At 62.0% G+C, this 16,314-nt stretch carries 14 protein-coding genes; 7 read left to right on the plus strand and 7 right to left on the minus strand.

The features are described from left to right. Positions 1-31: 31 nt before the first annotated feature. Positions 32-676, plus strand: coding sequence for a hypothetical protein (locus Q6E04_RS04835; RefSeq protein ID WP_303249674.1), 645 nt, complete (start codon positions 32-34; stop codon positions 674-676). A gap of 14 nt (positions 677-690) precedes the next feature. On the opposite strand, the gene Q6E04_RS04840 is transcribed toward Q6E04_RS04835, so the two are convergent. Together Q6E04_RS04840 and Q6E04_RS04845 are read right to left on the minus strand one after the other, a co-directional pair. Continuing rightward, positions 691-2,073 (minus strand): NAD(P)H-hydrate epimerase, encoded by a 1,383-nt coding sequence (locus Q6E04_RS04840; protein WP_303249675.1) that lies wholly within the window; start codon positions 2,071-2,073, stop codon positions 691-693. 28 nt (positions 2,074-2,101) lie between these two features. Continuing rightward, a complete protein-coding gene (locus Q6E04_RS04845; protein ID WP_303249676.1) occupies positions 2,102-2,773 on the minus strand; it encodes an NAD(P)H-dependent oxidoreductase in 672 nt (223 codons plus the stop codon). Positions 2,774-3,048: 275 nt separating this feature from the next. On the opposite strand from Q6E04_RS04845, the gene Q6E04_RS04850 reads away from it, so the two are divergent. After that, complete coding sequence (locus Q6E04_RS04850) at positions 3,049-3,810, plus strand: MerR family transcriptional regulator (protein ID WP_303249677.1); 762 nt, start codon at positions 3,049-3,051, stop codon at positions 3,808-3,810. Between the two features lie 106 nt (positions 3,811-3,916). Here Q6E04_RS04850 and Q6E04_RS04855 read toward each other — a convergent pair whose 3' ends face one another. Beyond that, the gene (locus Q6E04_RS04855; protein WP_303249678.1) at positions 3,917-4,615 is read right to left on the minus strand and encodes an HAD family phosphatase; all 699 of its coding nucleotides are present in this window, start codon (positions 4,613-4,615) and stop codon (positions 3,917-3,919) included. Positions 4,616-4,753: 138 nt separating this feature from the next. Here Q6E04_RS04855 and Q6E04_RS04860 point away from each other — a divergent pair, with 138 nt between their 5' ends. Next, a complete protein-coding gene (locus tag Q6E04_RS04860; protein ID WP_303249679.1) occupies positions 4,754-5,005 on the plus strand; it encodes a hypothetical protein in 252 nt (83 codons plus the stop codon). A 92-nt stretch (positions 5,006-5,097) separates the two neighbouring features. Here the strand turns inward: Q6E04_RS04860 and Q6E04_RS04865 are convergent, their stop codons facing one another. Continuing rightward, a complete protein-coding gene (locus Q6E04_RS04865) occupies positions 5,098-6,399 on the minus strand; it encodes a solute carrier family 23 protein (protein ID WP_303249680.1) in 1,302 nt (433 codons plus the stop codon). Positions 6,400-7,049: 650 nt separating this feature from the next. Between Q6E04_RS04865 and Q6E04_RS04870 the strand changes: the two genes are divergently transcribed. Next, positions 7,050-9,758: a hypothetical protein gene (locus Q6E04_RS04870; RefSeq protein ID WP_303249681.1), complete on the plus strand. Its 2,709-nt coding sequence runs from the start codon at positions 7,050-7,052 to the stop codon at positions 9,756-9,758. A gap of 96 nt (positions 9,759-9,854) precedes the next feature. On the opposite strand, the gene Q6E04_RS04875 is transcribed toward Q6E04_RS04870, so the two are convergent. From Q6E04_RS04875 to Q6E04_RS04885, 3 genes are all read right to left on the minus strand, one after another. Then, positions 9,855-11,759, minus strand: a complete 1,905-nt coding sequence (locus Q6E04_RS04875; RefSeq protein ID WP_303249682.1) for a heavy metal translocating P-type ATPase — start codon at positions 11,757-11,759, stop codon at positions 9,855-9,857. 32 nt (positions 11,760-11,791) lie between these two features. Further along, a complete protein-coding gene (locus tag Q6E04_RS04880) occupies positions 11,792-12,010 on the minus strand; it encodes a cation transporter (RefSeq protein WP_303249683.1) in 219 nt (72 codons plus the stop codon). A gap of 263 nt (positions 12,011-12,273) precedes the next feature. After that, positions 12,274-12,648 carry a metalloregulator ArsR/SmtB family transcription factor gene (locus Q6E04_RS04885; RefSeq protein WP_303249684.1) on the minus strand — a complete coding sequence of 125 codons (375 nt, stop codon included), beginning with the start codon at positions 12,646-12,648 and terminating at the stop codon, positions 12,274-12,276. Positions 12,649-12,827: 179 nt separating this feature from the next. Between Q6E04_RS04885 and Q6E04_RS04890 the strand changes: the two genes are divergently transcribed. From Q6E04_RS04890 to Q6E04_RS04900, 3 genes are all read left to right on the plus strand, one after another. Then, positions 12,828-13,511, plus strand: a complete 684-nt coding sequence (locus tag Q6E04_RS04890) for a response regulator transcription factor (RefSeq protein WP_303249685.1) — start codon at positions 12,828-12,830, stop codon at positions 13,509-13,511. Then, the gene (locus Q6E04_RS04895) at positions 13,499-15,325 is read left to right on the plus strand and encodes a HAMP domain-containing sensor histidine kinase (protein WP_303249686.1); all 1,827 of its coding nucleotides are present in this window, start codon (positions 13,499-13,501) and stop codon (positions 15,323-15,325) included. Before Q6E04_RS04890 ends, Q6E04_RS04895 begins: the two co-directional genes overlap by 13 nt. 211 nt (positions 15,326-15,536) lie before the next feature. Then, a complete protein-coding gene (locus Q6E04_RS04900) occupies positions 15,537-16,301 on the plus strand; it encodes a TVP38/TMEM64 family protein (protein ID WP_303249687.1) in 765 nt (254 codons plus the stop codon). Positions 16,302-16,314: the final 13 nt, after the last annotated feature.

Consider the following 16,314-nt stretch of genomic DNA (forward strand, 5'->3'; position numbering starts at 1 on the left):
GCGCGTGGCCGTTTTCGGAAAGGAGAAAACGATGAAGAAGCTGCTGTATCTTTTCGATGGGAATAAGGATATCGAACAGATCGGCGAAGAGGTCGCTTCTATGGCGGCGGCTTTCGATGACCTGGAGGCCGATCGGTCCCTTGCGGCGCCTGTGATAGCCGATGTATCGTGGTGCGCCGATGGTGCATTGCGTTCGCCTGATGTTTCGACGCTTGCCGACAAGGGGTTCGACGTCGGGGCCGTATTGGATTGCAGCATCGACGATTTGCGTTCCGGATGCTTGCGGGAAGGCGTGGATTCCGAATGCGGGCCCTTTATCATGGTCGAGGCAGGCGACCTCGGTTCGGTTTCGGGCGCTGAGGTCGACGGTTTGGTCGACGATATCGTTGCTGCGATTCCCGCTCGCGCGCTAGGTCGAACTATAATCGTGTGGCGTGGCGGCGATACTCTTGATCAGGAGCTGTTCGTGATGGGAAGAATCGCCGCCGTGCGCATCGCATTCGCGAAAACGATGGGGGAGAAGGCCGAAGGGCCGCTTTTGTACCTCGATACCATGGGCGACGCGAAGCGCGCCGCCTCGCTTACAGTCGAGGGGATGTTCGATGGCGCATGCTGCAGAGAAGACGACTGGTCGCCCGTGAAATTCGCATCGCTTGCACAGCGAATCGCCGAATAGCCGTTCTAGGTCGTCTAGCTCCAGGGGTCCTGTTCGAAAAGCGGTTCGGGATCGGGATTTCGGTCGGAATACGGATCGTATCCGTCATCATCTTCCGCTTCGGCGCGGAAGAATTCGGCGTTCCTCTTCGTTTTCGCTGCGTTCTCTGCGTTGCGCGCGACGGCTCTAGCGGCTTCTCGCTCGGCCGGATGCGCGCCTTGGCCGTCGAGCAACGGCTCGATATATGCGATCGAAGCGACGCGCACGATGCCGCAGAAGGCGAACGCGTACGGGGTGGCAAGACCGGGCTTGGGAGCGATCATGGTCACGGTTGCGTCGGCTTTGATGCAAGGCCGCGCCGCTTTGCCTGTCTGGGCGTTCATGCCGCTCGGCACATCGGCGGCTATGACATGCAGGCCGCAGGAGCGTGCGTCGCAGACGGCCGATATCCAGTCGTCGAAAGGCGCGCGCACCGTATCGTGCTCGAAGCCGGTGCCGAGCAGCGCGTCGATTGCTACTTGGGCGTTCGCGAGCACGGCGCGCAGCGATGAGGGGTCGGGGTTCGAAATGATGCGCGCATGCGGATGGCGTGCGAGCGCGGCCTGCGCCTCCAGGGCGGCCTCGCGTGCAGGGCGGGCGTCCAGGCGCTCGGGCGGCCTCGCGCAGACGACATCGACGCCGAACCCCTCTTCGGCGAGCGCGCGCGCCGCCACCCATCCGTCTCCGCCGTTGTTGCCGTTTCCGCAGAGGATCGCGACGCGCGCATCGGCGCCGCATCCCGTCGCTTCGACCGCGCGGCGCGCTTCGCGTGCGAGTGCGTACCCCGCGCGGCGCATGAGCGTAGCGAGCGAGGTGCCCGACTGTTCGATCAGGCGTTCGAGTTCCGCGACGCGTGCCACATCGAGCACGGGCGCCTCGAAGGGTCGCAGGTGCCCGTGCAGCGCATCGGCGTAGGCGCTCGTCAGCGATTCGATGCTCTCTTTCGCGTTTGCGGGGCTCGTCGAGGGCAGGACGGTGCAGGGTCTGCCGAAACGTTTCTCGCACAGGCGCGCGTATAGGTCGCCCGCTTTCGCGCCCGTGGCGAAGACGGCCTCGATATCGGCGACGGAAAAGATGCGCCCCAGGTCGTTCGGCTCGGCGTTGCGGATGCTCGCGTCGCTTGCCCCCTCGATATCGCACGAGGCGATCACATCCCACAGCGCGATATGCCGGCGCAGCAGCAGATCGCGCTTGTCTTCGGGCGTGGCGGGAACGGGTTCATCGAATATCGCCGCGAGCACCCGCCAAAACCGGTTGCGTGGATGTCCGTAGAAAAACCCTTCTTCGCGGCTTTTGGGCGAAGGGATGCTGCCGAGCACGAGGACGCTGCTATTTCGGTCGAAGACCGGTTCGATCGTGTGGATGACGTGCTCGGGCATGATGCTCCTTCGTATCGTCGATGCGGCTCTATTCCAGGAAGGTGAATATGTCGGCAGGGGCTTGGCGCGTCTTGGGGTTCATGATGTGCGAGGGGTCGCGGTAGCCGATTTGCATCATGACGGCGACGCCGAATTCGTCGGGGTCCATAAGCCCCTTCTCGGCGAGGAAGGCGTTCATTTCTTCGTATTTCAGGCCTTCGACGGGGGTGGCGTCGACACGCAGGAGCGCGCAGGTGGTCAACATATTGGCTAGCGCGATGTAGCATTGGCGGCAGGACCATTCGAACATCAGGCGCGGGTCGTCGGCTACGCCGAGGTCGTTCTTCTGGAATGCGGCGAACATATCCCGTCGCTGGGCCATATTCTCCGGCGTGGCGTTTTGGATATCGGCCATCATGTGCTTCACATGGTCGCTATCGGGTTCCATGTGCTTGCGGGCGAGGATAATCACGGTATAGGAGGCGTTGCGTTTCATGCCCCAGGCCCGTTCAAGCAGGTCGGCCGTCAACGGAGAGGAGTTCTTGACCACCAAGAACTTCCAGGGTTCGAGTCCGAACGAGCTGGGCGACAGGCGCGCAGCTTCGCAAATGGTGTGCATGTCTTCGTCCGTGACGTCTCGAGAAGGGTCGTAGCGCTTGCAGGTAAAACGCGTGGCGAACATGGTTTCGAGGTTTTCGTTCAAAGGATTCATCGGATTCATATGCATTCTCCTTTCGGCGGCGTGCCATATGGGTTTCATCATAATCATTCGACGCGGACATTGCCGCGCTCGCCGGCCGGTTTGCGTATTTCAGGCAGCCTTCGGTCGCGATTCCGCCCGCTGGATTTTTCCGTTCCCGCTCTTGACCCTCACGTCGCGTGATGGCCTAGACTGCGAAGCGTCGGCGTGGATGCGCCCTGTTCTGCGGGCCGTGCGTGCGCCGGCATCGGTCCGGACCGAAATCAAGAATGCAGCGAAACGGCAAGGAGGAAGCGATGGGCTATGCCGTCAAAGAGTTCGCGGCGCTTTCGGGCGTCAGCGTGCGCACGCTTCATTATTACGAAGAGATGGGGCTGCTTTCCCCGCGGAGGCTGTCGAACGGCTATCGCGCCTACGACGCGCAGGATGCGGCGCGTTTGCAGCAGATTCTGCTGTATCGCGATGCGGGCGTGGCTCTTGCGGACATCAAGGCTTTGCTCGACGACCCCGCTTTCGACGCACGGGCCGCGCTGCATGAGCATTTGGAAAGGCTTGCGCGACGCATCGAGCAGACCGAAGCCATGATGCGATCGGTCGAACGGGCTATCGCAAGCTTGGAGCGAGGAGAGACTATGAGCGATACGGAACGATTCGAAGGCATGAAACGCCTTGCGGTAGAAGAGAACGAGCGATTGTACGGAAACGAGGTTCGTGCAGCATACGGCGATGCGGCGGTCGACGCCTCGAACGACAAGGTCCTTGCGATGGACGAGGGGCAGTGGGAATCGGCCGAAAGCCTGGCGGCGGCCATCTTGGACAAGCTCGCCGTCGCCGTGCGCACGCAGGATGTGTGTGGGCGCGACGCGCGCGAACTTTGCGCCATGCACGAGGCGTGGCTCAAAATGTATTGGCCCGACAGCATGTACACGCGCGAAGCCCATGCGGCATTGGCGGAAGGCTATGTCGCCGATGAGCGTTTCCGCGCATATTACGATGCACGCATCGATGGCGGCGCTCGGTTCCTGCGCGATGCGTTGAGGGAGTATTGCGCAGGATAACGGGATGCTCCGCATCTTGCAGACATGGGCTGCGAATCGAAAGGAGGGCCGGTCGACGGTGCTCGGGCGGCCCTCCTTCGCTTGCGTCGGCGCTGCGGCGCCGACCTTATGCCGATGCCGCGAGATGCGCGGCCTGCAACGCGAGAAGTTCGTCGATATCGACGTCTTCGAGCGTGAGGACCGTCGTATCGGCCGTATCGCGCAGCTGCTCGACGGTGCCCGAGGTGTCGCGGTCATAGACCCCCACTGTTTTGAAACCTGCTTTCTTCATGGCGCGCAGCGCATAGACCGCATCATCGAAACACCAGGTCAATTCAGGAACTGCCTTCATCGATTTGGCTGCGGCGTCGTAAATCTTGCGTTCGCGCTTGGATGCTTTCACGTCTTCGGTGGAAAAGACCGATGCGAACGCGTCCAGAAGGCCCGTGCGGCCCAGGCCGGCTTCCAGATAGGCGTGCGGGCTTGAAGACGCGATCGCGCACGGGATGTCGCGGCGCCGCACCTCCTCGATCAGCGCTTCTGCGCCAGGCGTCGCCTGCGCGTGCTCGCTGTAGTAGCTCATGAAGTATTCGTCGATTTCGGCTTCGAGGGCGGCGGGGGAGTCGCCCACGCCGAACGTCTCGTGGAGAAAGACGGCCTCTTCGGGCATGGTCATGGTGCACAGCTTCTCGCGCATGGCGGAGTCGATATGCCCGCCGACCCGTGCGGCGAACGTATCTTCCATGGAGAGCCATGCGTCCATGGTGTCGAGCAGCGTTCCATCGCAGTCGAAGATGAATCCGACGCCTGCCAGAGAAGGTCTCATCGTCGCCCCTTTCGTCCAGGCCGAATGACGCTGTCGCGTCCGGCCTGCGCTCTGATAATTCTTCGTGGGTTATTCTGGGTCCGTAATGAAACGCCTGCGTCAAGAGCGTGCGAAATCGGTGCGAAGAAAGGCGGCGGTGTGGGAGGTTGCTTCACGTTCGTGATGGGCGGCATGCTGGTTTTCGGGCTTGCAGTCGCTTTGACGGGTTTTTTCGGAGCAGGATGCATGGTCGCGGCCGTCGTGCTCGGCGTCGTTTTCGCATGCTTGCGCAGCAAGCGCGGCGCCGGAGGAGGATCCTTCGTATGGATCGCCGTCGCGGCGGTCGTCCTGTTCTTGGCGGGGTTGCCGCTTGCCGCCTTCGCGTTCTGGGTTTTCTTCGTTCCCGCATAATGCATCTTCGGTGCGCGAAAAAGCGCCCCGCCCTTGCGTCGTTCGAACGTCGGGGAGAGGGCGCTTTTCGTTTCGGGCGCGACGCCTGTCGTCTACACGTCGCCGCCTGCGGAGCCGGCAGGGTAGGTGTCATCGGCGACGGTCTCTTTAGGAAGACAGAGGTTCAACACCACGCCGATAATGGCGCTCGTCGCCATGCCCGGCAGTTCGTATACGCCTACGGGGATCTTGATGCCGGCGGTTTCCATGCCGACGCCCACCACCAGCACGGCCGAGACGATCATGAGATTGCGTGCCTTGCTGAAATCGACGCGGTTGCTTACCAGCATGCGCAGGCCGTTCGAAGCGATCAGGCCGAACAGCAAAAGGCTCACGCCGCCCATGACCGAAGTGGGGATGGAATTGATGAGCGCTTCGATCTTGGGGCAGAAGCCGCCTACGAGCAAGGCGATGCCGCCCGCATACCAGAAGATCTGCGTGGAATAGACGCGCGTGGCGCTCATGACGCCGATGTTTTCGGCGTACGTGGTGGTGGGGGTGCCGCCCAGGAAGCCCGAAAGCATCGTGGACAGGCCGTCGCCGAGAAGCGAGCGGGGAAGCATGTCGTTGTAGTTCTTCCCGACCACTTCTCCCACTACCAGAAGATGCCCGATATGCTCGATGATGATGACGATCGCGACGGGGGCGATCAAGATGATGGCGCCCAGGTCGAATGTCGGAGCCGTGAGGGTGGGAAGGCCGATCCAGGCGGCATCGATCACGGGCTGGAAATCGACCAGGCCGACGAAGCAGGAGGCGATGTATCCGGCCGTGACGCCGATGAGCACCGGGATGGTGGACCAGAATCCGCGGAAGCATGTGGAAAAGACGATGGATACGGCAAGCGTGAGCGCCGCGACGGCGAAGCCTTCGTAATTGAACGGCACGCCCGAATCGTAGCCGCCGTTGAAGAAGGCCATCTTGATGGCTGTCGCCGACAGTCCCAATCCGATGACCACGATGACGGGAGCGACGACGGGGGCAGGCAGGATGAAATCGAGCCAGCCCGTTCCCGCGACTTTGATGATGCCAGCCACGATCACATACACCAGGCCTGTCACGATGAGCGCGCCGCCGACGGCTCCGACGCCTTGGCTTTGCGCCACCATCGCGATAGGCGTGATGAATGCGAAAGACGATCCCAGGTAGCTGGGAATTTTACCTTTCGTGACCAGGAGGTAGAGAATCGTGCCGATACCCGAGCACATGATGGCCAAAGACGGCGAAAGCCCGGTGAGAAACGGCACGAGTACGGTCGAGCCGAACATGCTCATGAAATGCTGGATGCCCAGAGGAATCGCTTTTGCCACGGGCACGCGGTCGTCGACCCCGATGATGGGGCGTTCTTCTGCCATGGAGTTCCTTTCGTTCTGGGTCGCGCGGAGTTTTTCTTGCCGCGGCGACGGTTCGTACATGCGCGCCAATGATACAGCACTTTGCTGCGATAAAGCGTTGCGAAGGCGACATCGTTTTGCGGGAAGAGGGCTTTTCATGCGGCTTCCGCTTGCCGCCGTCCCGGCTCGTTTCTCCGCCGTCGTCGGTTGAAAACGGCCGTCGGTCGCGATTCTCGTCTTCATGCGAAAAGACGGAGGAAACATCGCATAGTATGCATCGAGGCGACGCGTGCGACGTGAACGTGGCGGTCGCCGCCGGGCGAGAAGAGAGAGTCGCGCCGGCATTGGGCCGCGGCCATTCTGCCGCGACTTCGAGGGGAGTTCTAGATGGTTGATTCTGCGGATACGACGCGTGAGATCCGTTCCTCCGGCTCGGGCCGCCGGCTGACGGCCGAGGAAGCCGAATTCTTGAAGCGCTGTTTGCTCGAAACCGAGCCTGTTGTAGTGACGGGCGAAGCTGCGCCGCGTAAAACGCCTCCTATGGGCGTTCCTCACCTTCCTCGTCCCAAGCGCGCCTCTCGCTGACCGTCGGCCGGCGCTGCCTGGGCCGCGGTGCCGTATAATCGGCATCGAGCAAGACGGTTGCGCGCGATGAGACGGCGAGGTGGCATATGGCGGTATCTTTTCCTTTCGAACTGGATGCGTCGGCGAAGCGAAGGGCTTTCGACGTTTTGCCGGGACAGCCTGACGGGCATGTGTTCGGCCTGGTCGAAAGCGGCATCGTGCTCCCCGAAGGGGGAGCGTTCTATCTGGTAGAATTCGATTCGCCTGCGCTTTCGCGAGCGAGGATCGTTGCATACGCCGATAAATACGGACGCGTCTTCGAAACGGGCGGACCCTTGTCCGTTCCGCCTGCTCGTTTCCCTGATTTCATGGCGTATTCCCAGGAGGGCAGCGCTCGCGAGCGCGGTTTTCTGTCGATTGTCTCCCGCATCGGCGAAGAGACGGCCGTCGGCACGTATGCGTGCGAGCGGTCCGATGCCGGCGAGCGCTATCGCGTCGAAAGCGTCATGGGAGCCCGTCCCTTCGCATCCGCGCTGCCGGGGCCATGGGAGTCGTATGTCGACTTCATGGGCAAGGGATATTTCCGTTTCGTCGGATTCGCCTGCGAACAGGATGCTTCGCGGCCCTTCGACTTGGGCGCGGTGTTCGCCCGTTTCGACACCGTAGACCTGTTCGATGCGGTGAATAGGGAAATCCTCGAAGTCGAGTCGCCTTTCGGGGACGTTTCCGCCGTATGCGATATCGAACGTTATCTGGTCACGCTGCTGCGCGATTCGGGCGTCGTCGGCAAGACGCGTGAAGACATGGCGGTCGAGCTGGCCGCCGGACAGTCGTGCATCCCGGCGGTGCGCCTGCTGCGCACGGCATTCTACGCCAATACGTATTACGTCGATTTCTATTATGCCGACGCATCGGGCGTCGTCATCGAGAACGGCGGGCTTTCCATGAGCCCCGAAACCGCCGATGCGCGCTTCGCGTTTCTGCGTGCTGAAGCGGCTCTGAATAGATTCTTGCTGCTGACGGAGTATCTTGAGCAAAATTTCGAAGGCGGCTCGCGTGCGGCCGATGAGGCGCTGTGCAGCGTGGCCGATATGTGGCTCTGCGACCGCATTTGCACTCAGGCGCGCGACCCGTTGCAGGCTCCGCGTTTGACGAGCAAATGGGACAAGCATCTTGCTTTCGCGCGCTCGTGCGAACTGCTTCGGCTGCCGTATCGGGTCGGTTACGAATTCTTCAGCGACGAGAGCGGCGTTTCTTTCGGCGTGAATGTATTCTGTCCGCCTGCCGACGTCATGGCCCTTTCCATATGGGACGAGGGGGCGTGCCGGTATGTGCCGCGCGACGAGGCGGCCCGTAACGGCGAGGCGGCCCGCTATGTCGCGCACGCCGCCATCCTGTTCGCCGCGCAGGCGTTTTCCGTATCGTCCGACATCGAACGCATCTACCTGAATTGCCGGCGCGACGGCGGCGGCGAGACGGTTGCGGCGGGCGTGTTCGAGCGCGCGGCGTTTTGCGAAGCGTTCGCGGCCGACGGCGAGCATGCCTTCTCCGACCCGTTCGCTTTGCTCCGCGAGCTCGGCATTGCATTCGAGTTGGACGATTCGTTCGCGATGCGTCCCGTTCCCGCGAGCTTCGAGCAGGGGGAGGGCGTGTTCGCCGAAACGCGCGAGGCGCTGATCCATCGCGACGAGGTTGCGTTTTCCGAAGAGGCTCGCGAGCTTGCGGGCGTGGCGGCGCCGTGCGACTTGACCATCTTCGAAGACGGGGTCCGTGCGGCTTATGCCGACGAGGTGGCGGCGGCCCTCGACGCCGGCGTCGCATCCGCGCTCGAATGCCTGAAAGGCATTCATGACCGCACTGAAAATATCCTCGTGCGTCGGATCTGCTCCGCCCTCATGGACGGTTTCGCGCTGGGAGACCTCGATGAGCATTCGTATCTCGAGGTGAAAGAGGCTTTCGTCGACGCATACGGATTCAAGCCGCTCATGGCCCGCGCCACTGCGCTCGTGCGTTCGGATGACGAAGCCCAGGCCATCGTCGTGCTCGAAGAGCTGTTGGCGAAAGTCGAGGCCGCCGAAGGGTTCTCCGACACCGCCCAGACCTGCTACCGTTTCTTCGACAGCTACGAGACGCGCTATATGTATGCGCGCCATTGTTCCGAAGACGCCGCGGGAAGGCGCGTGCTGCCGCTTCCCGACGAGGCGTTTTTGGTCCATGACGCGCTCGCCCAGGTATACACCACGTCGATTGCCGGCGCCGATGCGGCCCTCGAGCATGCGAAGCGCTGCATCGAGCTTGCGCCCGCGCGAGCGTATTCGTACCTGCGCGCGGCTCGGGCCTACTTCATGCGCGGCGAATACGAGCAGGAAATCGCCATGTGCTCCAAGGCGCTCGAAGTGGCGTGGCACCCGGCCGATGCGGGACTTGCGCTGTATTGGATGGCGTATGCGTTCTGGAAACTCGAGCGCTACGACGCCGCGGCGGCATGTTATCGCCGATGCGCGTCGTTGCGTTCGGCGATGGCCGAGCAGGCCATGGTCGAGTTCGAAGAGTTGCTGCAGAGCGTGAAGGGCCTGCAGCGCCATACCGAAGAGGAAGAGAACGAGATCTTGCGCAAAGAGGGCGTTGCCGTGGGCGCGCTCGCCTCGAATTGCGAGAGCATGCTCGACATGGCGAAGGCCTCGGCCGATTCGGGATGCGATTCGTTGTGCTGCGTTCTGGCCGCGGCGGCCGCCCGCGTGGTGCGCGATGACGCGCTCATGCCTACCGTCAGGTCGTTTTCGGCAGGCAAAGACAAGCTGATGGCCAGGGGATAAGGCGTTTCGTCCTATCCGTGCCGAAGGGCTCCGAAGACCGTCGCGTCTTCGGAGCCCTTCCTTTTGCAGCGCACGCAGGGGGTATGGCGTGCGCTGCTACATCTTCTTCACGTTCATGGCGCGCATGGCATTGAGGATGGCGATGACCGCCACGCCCACGTCGCCGAACACGGCGAGCCACATGTTGGCGATGCCGAGCGCGGCAAGCACGAGGATTAGCACCTTCACGCCGATGGCGAACACGATGTTCTGCCACACGATAGCCATGGTTTTGCGTGCAATGCGGATGGCGCGCGCGATGTTGGACGGCTTGTCGTCCATGAGTACGATGTCGGCGGCCTCGATCGCGGCATCCGACCCCATGGCGCCCATGGCGATGCCCACGTCGGCGCGCGTGAGAACCGGCGCGTCGTTGATACCGTCGCCTACGAAGGCCAGATTCTCGCGCACCGTGTCCATGATGCGCTCGACTTCCTCCACCTTATCGGCGGGCAGCAGCTGCGCGTGCACTTCGTCGACGCCTACCTGGTCTGCGACGACTTGCGCCACGTCGGCGCGGTCGCCCGTGAGCATAACGCAACGCTCGACGCCGGCCGCGCGCAGGTCGCGTATCGCCTGCTCGGCATCGTCTTTCACCGTGTCGGCGATCACGATGCGGCCGACGAGGCGTCCGTCCGCCGCGACGTTCAGGACGGTTCCCGCAAGATCGCACGCGCCGCATGCGATGTCGTGCGCGGCCATGAGCCGGTCGTTGCCGACGAGCACCGCGCGTCCGTCGATCGTCGCGGAAACGCCGTGCCCCGATTCTTCGGCGGCTTCGCCGATTCGGCTTCGGTCGATAGGCAGCGCGAAGGCGCGTTTGACCGAAGCTGCGATCGGATGGTCGGAAAAGGCCTCGGCATATGCGGCGGTCTCGAGCACGGTATCGGCATCGAAGCCGTCGCATGCATGGACGGCGGTCACGTCGAAGGTGCCGTCGGTCAGCGTGCCGGTCTTGTCGAACACCACGGTGTCCACGCGGCTGAGCGCCTCGAGATAGTTGGAGCCTTTAACCAGGATGCCGATCCTCGAGGCGCCTCCGATGCCGCCGAAAAACGACAGCGGGACGCTGATCACGAGAGCGCACGGGCAACTCACCACGAGAAACGTCAATCCGCGCAAAATCCAGTCGGACCAGGCGCCCATGCCGAGAAGCGGCGGGATGACGGCGATCGCGAGCGCCGCGAAGGTGACCGCGGGGGTGTAGACGCGCGCGAAGCGGGTGATGAAGTTCTCGGTGCGTGCTTTTTTCTCGCTCGCGTTCTCCACGAGTTCGAGGATGCGGCTCACGGTGGAGGCGCCGAAGGGTTTGAGGGTGCGCACGCGCAGAACGCCCGTCATATTGATGCAGCCCGAGATGACTTCTGCGCCCGCTTCGACATGGCGCGGCACCGATTCGCCGGTCAATGCCGCGGTGTCGAGCTGCGAGGCGCCGTCGACGACCACGCCGTCGATCGGGACGCGCTCGCCGGGCTTGATCACGATGATATCGCCCACGGCTACCTCGTCGGGGTCTACTTGCACAAGCTCGCCGTCGCGTTCGATGTTCGCGAAATCGGGCGCGATGTCCATCATCGCGGCGATCGATTTGCGGCTTTTGCCGACGGCGTAGCTCTGGAAGAGTTCTCCTACCTGGTAGAACAGCATGACCGCCGCGCCTTCGGCCATATGCGGATCGGAATCGGGGAAAAGCACCATCGCGAACGCGCCCAGCGTGGCGATCGACATGAGCAGGCTTTCGTCGAACGCTTCGCCATGGCGGGCGTTGCGCCACGCCTTCAGCAAGACGTCGTGGCCGGCGATGAGGTAGGGGGCCAGGTAGAGCGCGAAGCTCGCGTAGACCGCGCCGCGTGCGCCGAAGACCGCCTCGAGCGCGCCTGTCTTGTCGAGCGCCATGACGGCGAAGAGCAGGACGAGCGCCGCGACGATACGCTTGAGCAGTTTTTTCTGTTTCTTATTCATAGAAAGCTCCGATCGGCTGCATGCGCGGCCCGTTAGCGGATGACTTCGCAGTCGGGCTCGATATCGGAGATCAGGGCTACGACGCGCTCGAGCACGGCGCCGAACTCGGCGTCTTCCGCCTGCAGCGTGAGCTTTTGGGCCATGAAGTTGACTGAAGCGTCTTGCACGCCGTCGAGCGCGGCGATCTTGTCCTGGAGTTTGCGGGCGCAGTTGGCGCAATCGATTTCGTCGAGCTTGTAGGACTTGCGCATGGCGGGTTCCTTTCGTTCTTTGGATTCTTTCGCGGGTTACTGCCGTTTTTTCGAGGCTTTGCCACGAGAAAAGGCGGCGTATCGTTTGATTGAGGTTGAAAATGCTTTCTTAATACCCGAATTGCATCTATATGGCGATTTATTCGGACGAATAGGGCGGGTTCATGCCGTCTTGCGTGCCAAACCTCGCATTTTTCGACCTGAACGCCCTCTTTTTTCCAAGATTCGTTCGGTCGCGGTCGATTCGACGGCCGGTCGGCGCGTTATTCGCAGATATGGCTCATGCCTTGGGCGAGCATGGTGTAGACGTGATCGTCGGAAAGCGAGTAGCGCACGTTTTTGCCTTCGCGTTTGAACTTCACCAGATGGGCTTGTTTGAGCGTGCGCAGCTGGTGGGATACGGCGCTTTGCGTGGCACCGACGATGCCGGCGATATCGGCCACGCACAGCTCGGCGCCCATAAGGGCGTAGAGGATCTTGATGCGCGTGGTGTCGGCGAACACTTTGAACAGGTCGGCGAGGTCGTAGAGAAGCTCCTCGTCGGGAAGTTCGTCGAAGGCGTCGTTTCCTTGAGGATGGGCGCCGCCGCAGCACGAGGCGGCCGCGTGGTCGTGTGCGAGCGTTTCGTCGTCGGACATCTTCTAACCTTTCAACATATGAACAACTGTTCATAAGTATAAGAACGGCGAGACGAATGTCAAGGGGGCGTCGGATGTGCTTCTCGATTTCTGTAGACCGAAAGTTGATATTTGCGCGGTATCGTGTTTCAGGCGCGGCATATGCTGCGCAAGGATGTTTCGAAGGGACCGGTAGCGTCATGGACAGTGCAAGAAAGCCGCTCGTGTTGATCGTGGACGACGAACGCGATATCGCCGATATGCTTAAGAGCTATTTCGAGATGTCGGGTTATCTGGCGACGGTGGCGCTCGATGGCGCGCAAGCGCTTGAAAAGGCGAAGCGTTCTCCCGACGTCATTCTGCTCGATGTGGGGCTTCCCGATATCGACGGATTCTCGATCTGCCGCATGCTGCGCGACGTTCATACCTGTCCGATCATCTTCTTGACGGCACGCGTGGAAGACGCCGACGCCATCGACGGATTTTCTGCAGGTGCTGACGACTACGTGACCAAGCCGTTTTCGCTCGAAGTGCTCGGCGCCCGCGTGAAAGCCCAGCTCGCTCGAGGCGAACGCATGAAGCGCATGAACGCCATCCGCGTCGATGACGCGCTTTCCATCGACTACGCCGCCATGGAGGTATGCGCCGACGGGGTTGCGGTGCCCCTCGCGCGCAAGGAATACGAGATCTGCGCGCTTTTGTCGAAGCATGCCGGCCAGGTGTTCGACCGCGACATGATATACGAGCGCGTTTGGGGTGCGGCAGGCGATTCCGCGGTCGTGACCGAGCATGTGCGCAGGCTTCGCAGGGCCCTCGCGAAAGCAGGCGCCGAGAAGGATTACGTGAAAACGGTATGGGGAGTGGGCTACACATGGCAGGGATAGAGCGATCGGGTTCGGAAGAGCGCCAGGAAGGAGCGGGCGCATCCTTCGATGCGTCTGACGCCGCTTGCGCGGAGGCGTGCGGGCCGAAGGAAGGCTCCCGCCCGTCCGCGTCGTGTTCTGGCGGATGGGATGAAAAGTCGTGTGCGGAAGATTCGTCCGATGTCGCCCCCGCCTCGCGCGGCGCTCGTGTGCGCAAAGCGGCGTTCGCATGGCTGCGTCATCCGTTGCGCTCGACGAGAAACGCTTTAGATGTCTGCTCGGTGCGATCCGCCTTCTTTTTCTATGCGCTTATCGGCATGGCGGCGGCCTTCGTGCTTTCGCTCGGCGCGGTTTCACTGCTCAATGCGGTGTCTGAAGAAATTCTCTATGGGGATAGGTCGGTGTATCCCGGGCTCTATATTTACGACGAGGAGCTTAACGCGCTCGTGTCCGCTGAGAAAATAAGCTGGTACGAAGGGTTCGATGATTATTCGCGGGAAGAATCGGAGAGCCATGCGCTTTCGTCGCGCGCTCAAGACGACGGCGCCGATAGTTCGTCCGTCGTCGTCAGGGATGGAGCGTCCCTTTACATAGCAGAGCGTTCCTATAACTCGCCTTATTACAGTGTTATCTCGCTCGGCAACGTGCCCGATGGAGCGAAAGACGCCGAAGTGCGTGATATCGACGAAGCGGAATACCGCGAAGGGGAGGAGACGCGTCTTTCTCTGCAGGATGTGCCTGCCTACGATGAGACCGCGAATGCTCGTCGCGGCGATGCGCAGAGCATGCGGGACTCTCTCCCTGTCGACGAGAACGGCAAGAGACCTGCGGTTTCTTTGGTGTGCTACTACGTTTACGTGCCGACAGGCATTTTGTATCAGGTCGTCAATCTTGCCGTGTTCGTATCGGTGCCGCTGATCTTCGCTATCTGTTTTCTCGCGGCGAGCCGCGGCTTCTATAAACGCAAGCTGCAGCGCCCCATACAGGCGATGGACGACGCCGCCCGCCGCATCGCCGAGGGCGACCTGTCCGTTCCCGTATCCGCGCCGCCCGAAGGGTCGCGCAGCGAACTCGACCGCCTGTGCGTTTCTTTCGAGGATATGCGATCGGCGCTCGAGCGCAACAACAAGGCCATGTGGCGTGTGGCCGAAAACCGCCGCAAGGTGAATGCCGCGTTCGCGCACGACCTGCGTACGCCGCTCACCGTCCTGAAGGGTCGTGCGGAAATGCTCTCGACATTCGCCCCCGAAGGTCGCGTCGATGCCGCAGGGCTCGCCGAAGCGTCGGCGGCCATGTCTCGCCAGACCGAGCGGCTCCAGCGCTACGTGGAGTCGATGAAAGACCTGGCCGACCTCGACGAATGCACGGTCGAACCGCATGCGGGCGATGTAGGCGCATGGTTCGTGCGCGCTGCGGCCGAGGCGTCCGATCTGGTTCGGGCGTCGGGAATCGATTTCGAGGCGAAAGCCGGCGGCTTGCCTCGCAGCGCCGCGTTCGACGACGTCGCCCTTTCGCGCATCGTGGAAAACGCGCTGTCGAACGCGCTTCGTTTCGCCGAATCGAAGGTGAGCCTGTCGTGCGCGTGGGAAGACGGCTTGCTCACGGTTCGCGTGGCCGATGACGGGCCTGGTTTCGACGCGGCCGCGCTCGAGCACGGATGCGAGCCGTTCTGGCGCGATTCCGCCGAGAAGCGCCGCGACGATTCGGCGCATTTCGGCTTGGGACTCAATATCTGCGCCGAACTATGCGAGAAACACGGCGGCGGAGTGCGGTTGATGAATGCGGAATCGGGCGGGGCCGTAGTCGAGGCCTCTGTCCAGGCGCCGATCGCATGACCGGCCGTCGATTCGTCGCGGTTCCGATGCGGCGAATGCTTTCGGGAAACGCGGTTTCGTCGGTATTTCGTCAGAATCGCGTTTCCTTGCGTTGATGGCGATTTGATATTCGCTCCGTAGACTTTTCAGTATCGAAGGATCGCTCGATCATCGGGATGCCGGCTCTATGCCGACACCGTGCGAACCTGCAATGCTGAAAGGTGTGTCGAATATGAAAACGGTCGAAACGAGCAAACGCCGCATCATCGTCTGGTGTGCAGCGGCGGCGGTTCTTGTCGCGCTGGTCGTCGCAGGGGCGACGTACGGCCCCGAATTGTTCGCATTCTTCGCCGATGGCCCGCGTATGCAGGCATGGGTCGACGGGCAAGGCGTGTTCGCCCCGTTGGCCATGGGCGCGTTGATCGTGTTTCAGATCGTCGTGGCCGTTTTGCCGGGCGAGCCGCTCGAATTAGGCGCGGGATACGCATTCGGATTCTGGGAAGGAACGGCCTTGTGCCTGATGGCGGGTTTGGTCGGAACGTTGGTCGTGGTTGCGGTCGTGCGTACGTTGGGCATGAAGGCCGTGGAGCTGTTCTTCTCGCGTGAGAAGATCGCGTCCATGAAATGGCTGCAGGATTCGGCCCGGTTCGAATTGCTCATGTTCGTATGCTTTCTCATTCCCGGCACGCCGAAAGACATCATGACTTATATCGCGGGATTGACGAATTGTCCTGCGTGGCGCATCGCCCTTATAACCACGGTGGGGCGCATACCCTCGATCGTTTCTTCGACGGCGATGGCGGGATTCGCGGCGGCGGGGGATTGGACCGCTACGGCTGCGGTCGTGGTTTTGACCGCAGCGTTTGCCGCCGTCGGCTTGGCGGTATATGCGGCGGTCGTCCGTCGCGAGAAAAAACGCGAACGGGCGGCGGCGCTTTCATCGGCAGGGTTGGCGTTGAGGGAGCGTTGCGACGACGATGCGCGCCTTGCCGCATGAGGGCGCGATGGAG

It is taken from the genome of uncultured Slackia sp., assembly GCF_959608125.1.
Lineage (GTDB): Bacteria > Actinomycetota > Coriobacteriia > Coriobacteriales > Eggerthellaceae > Slackia.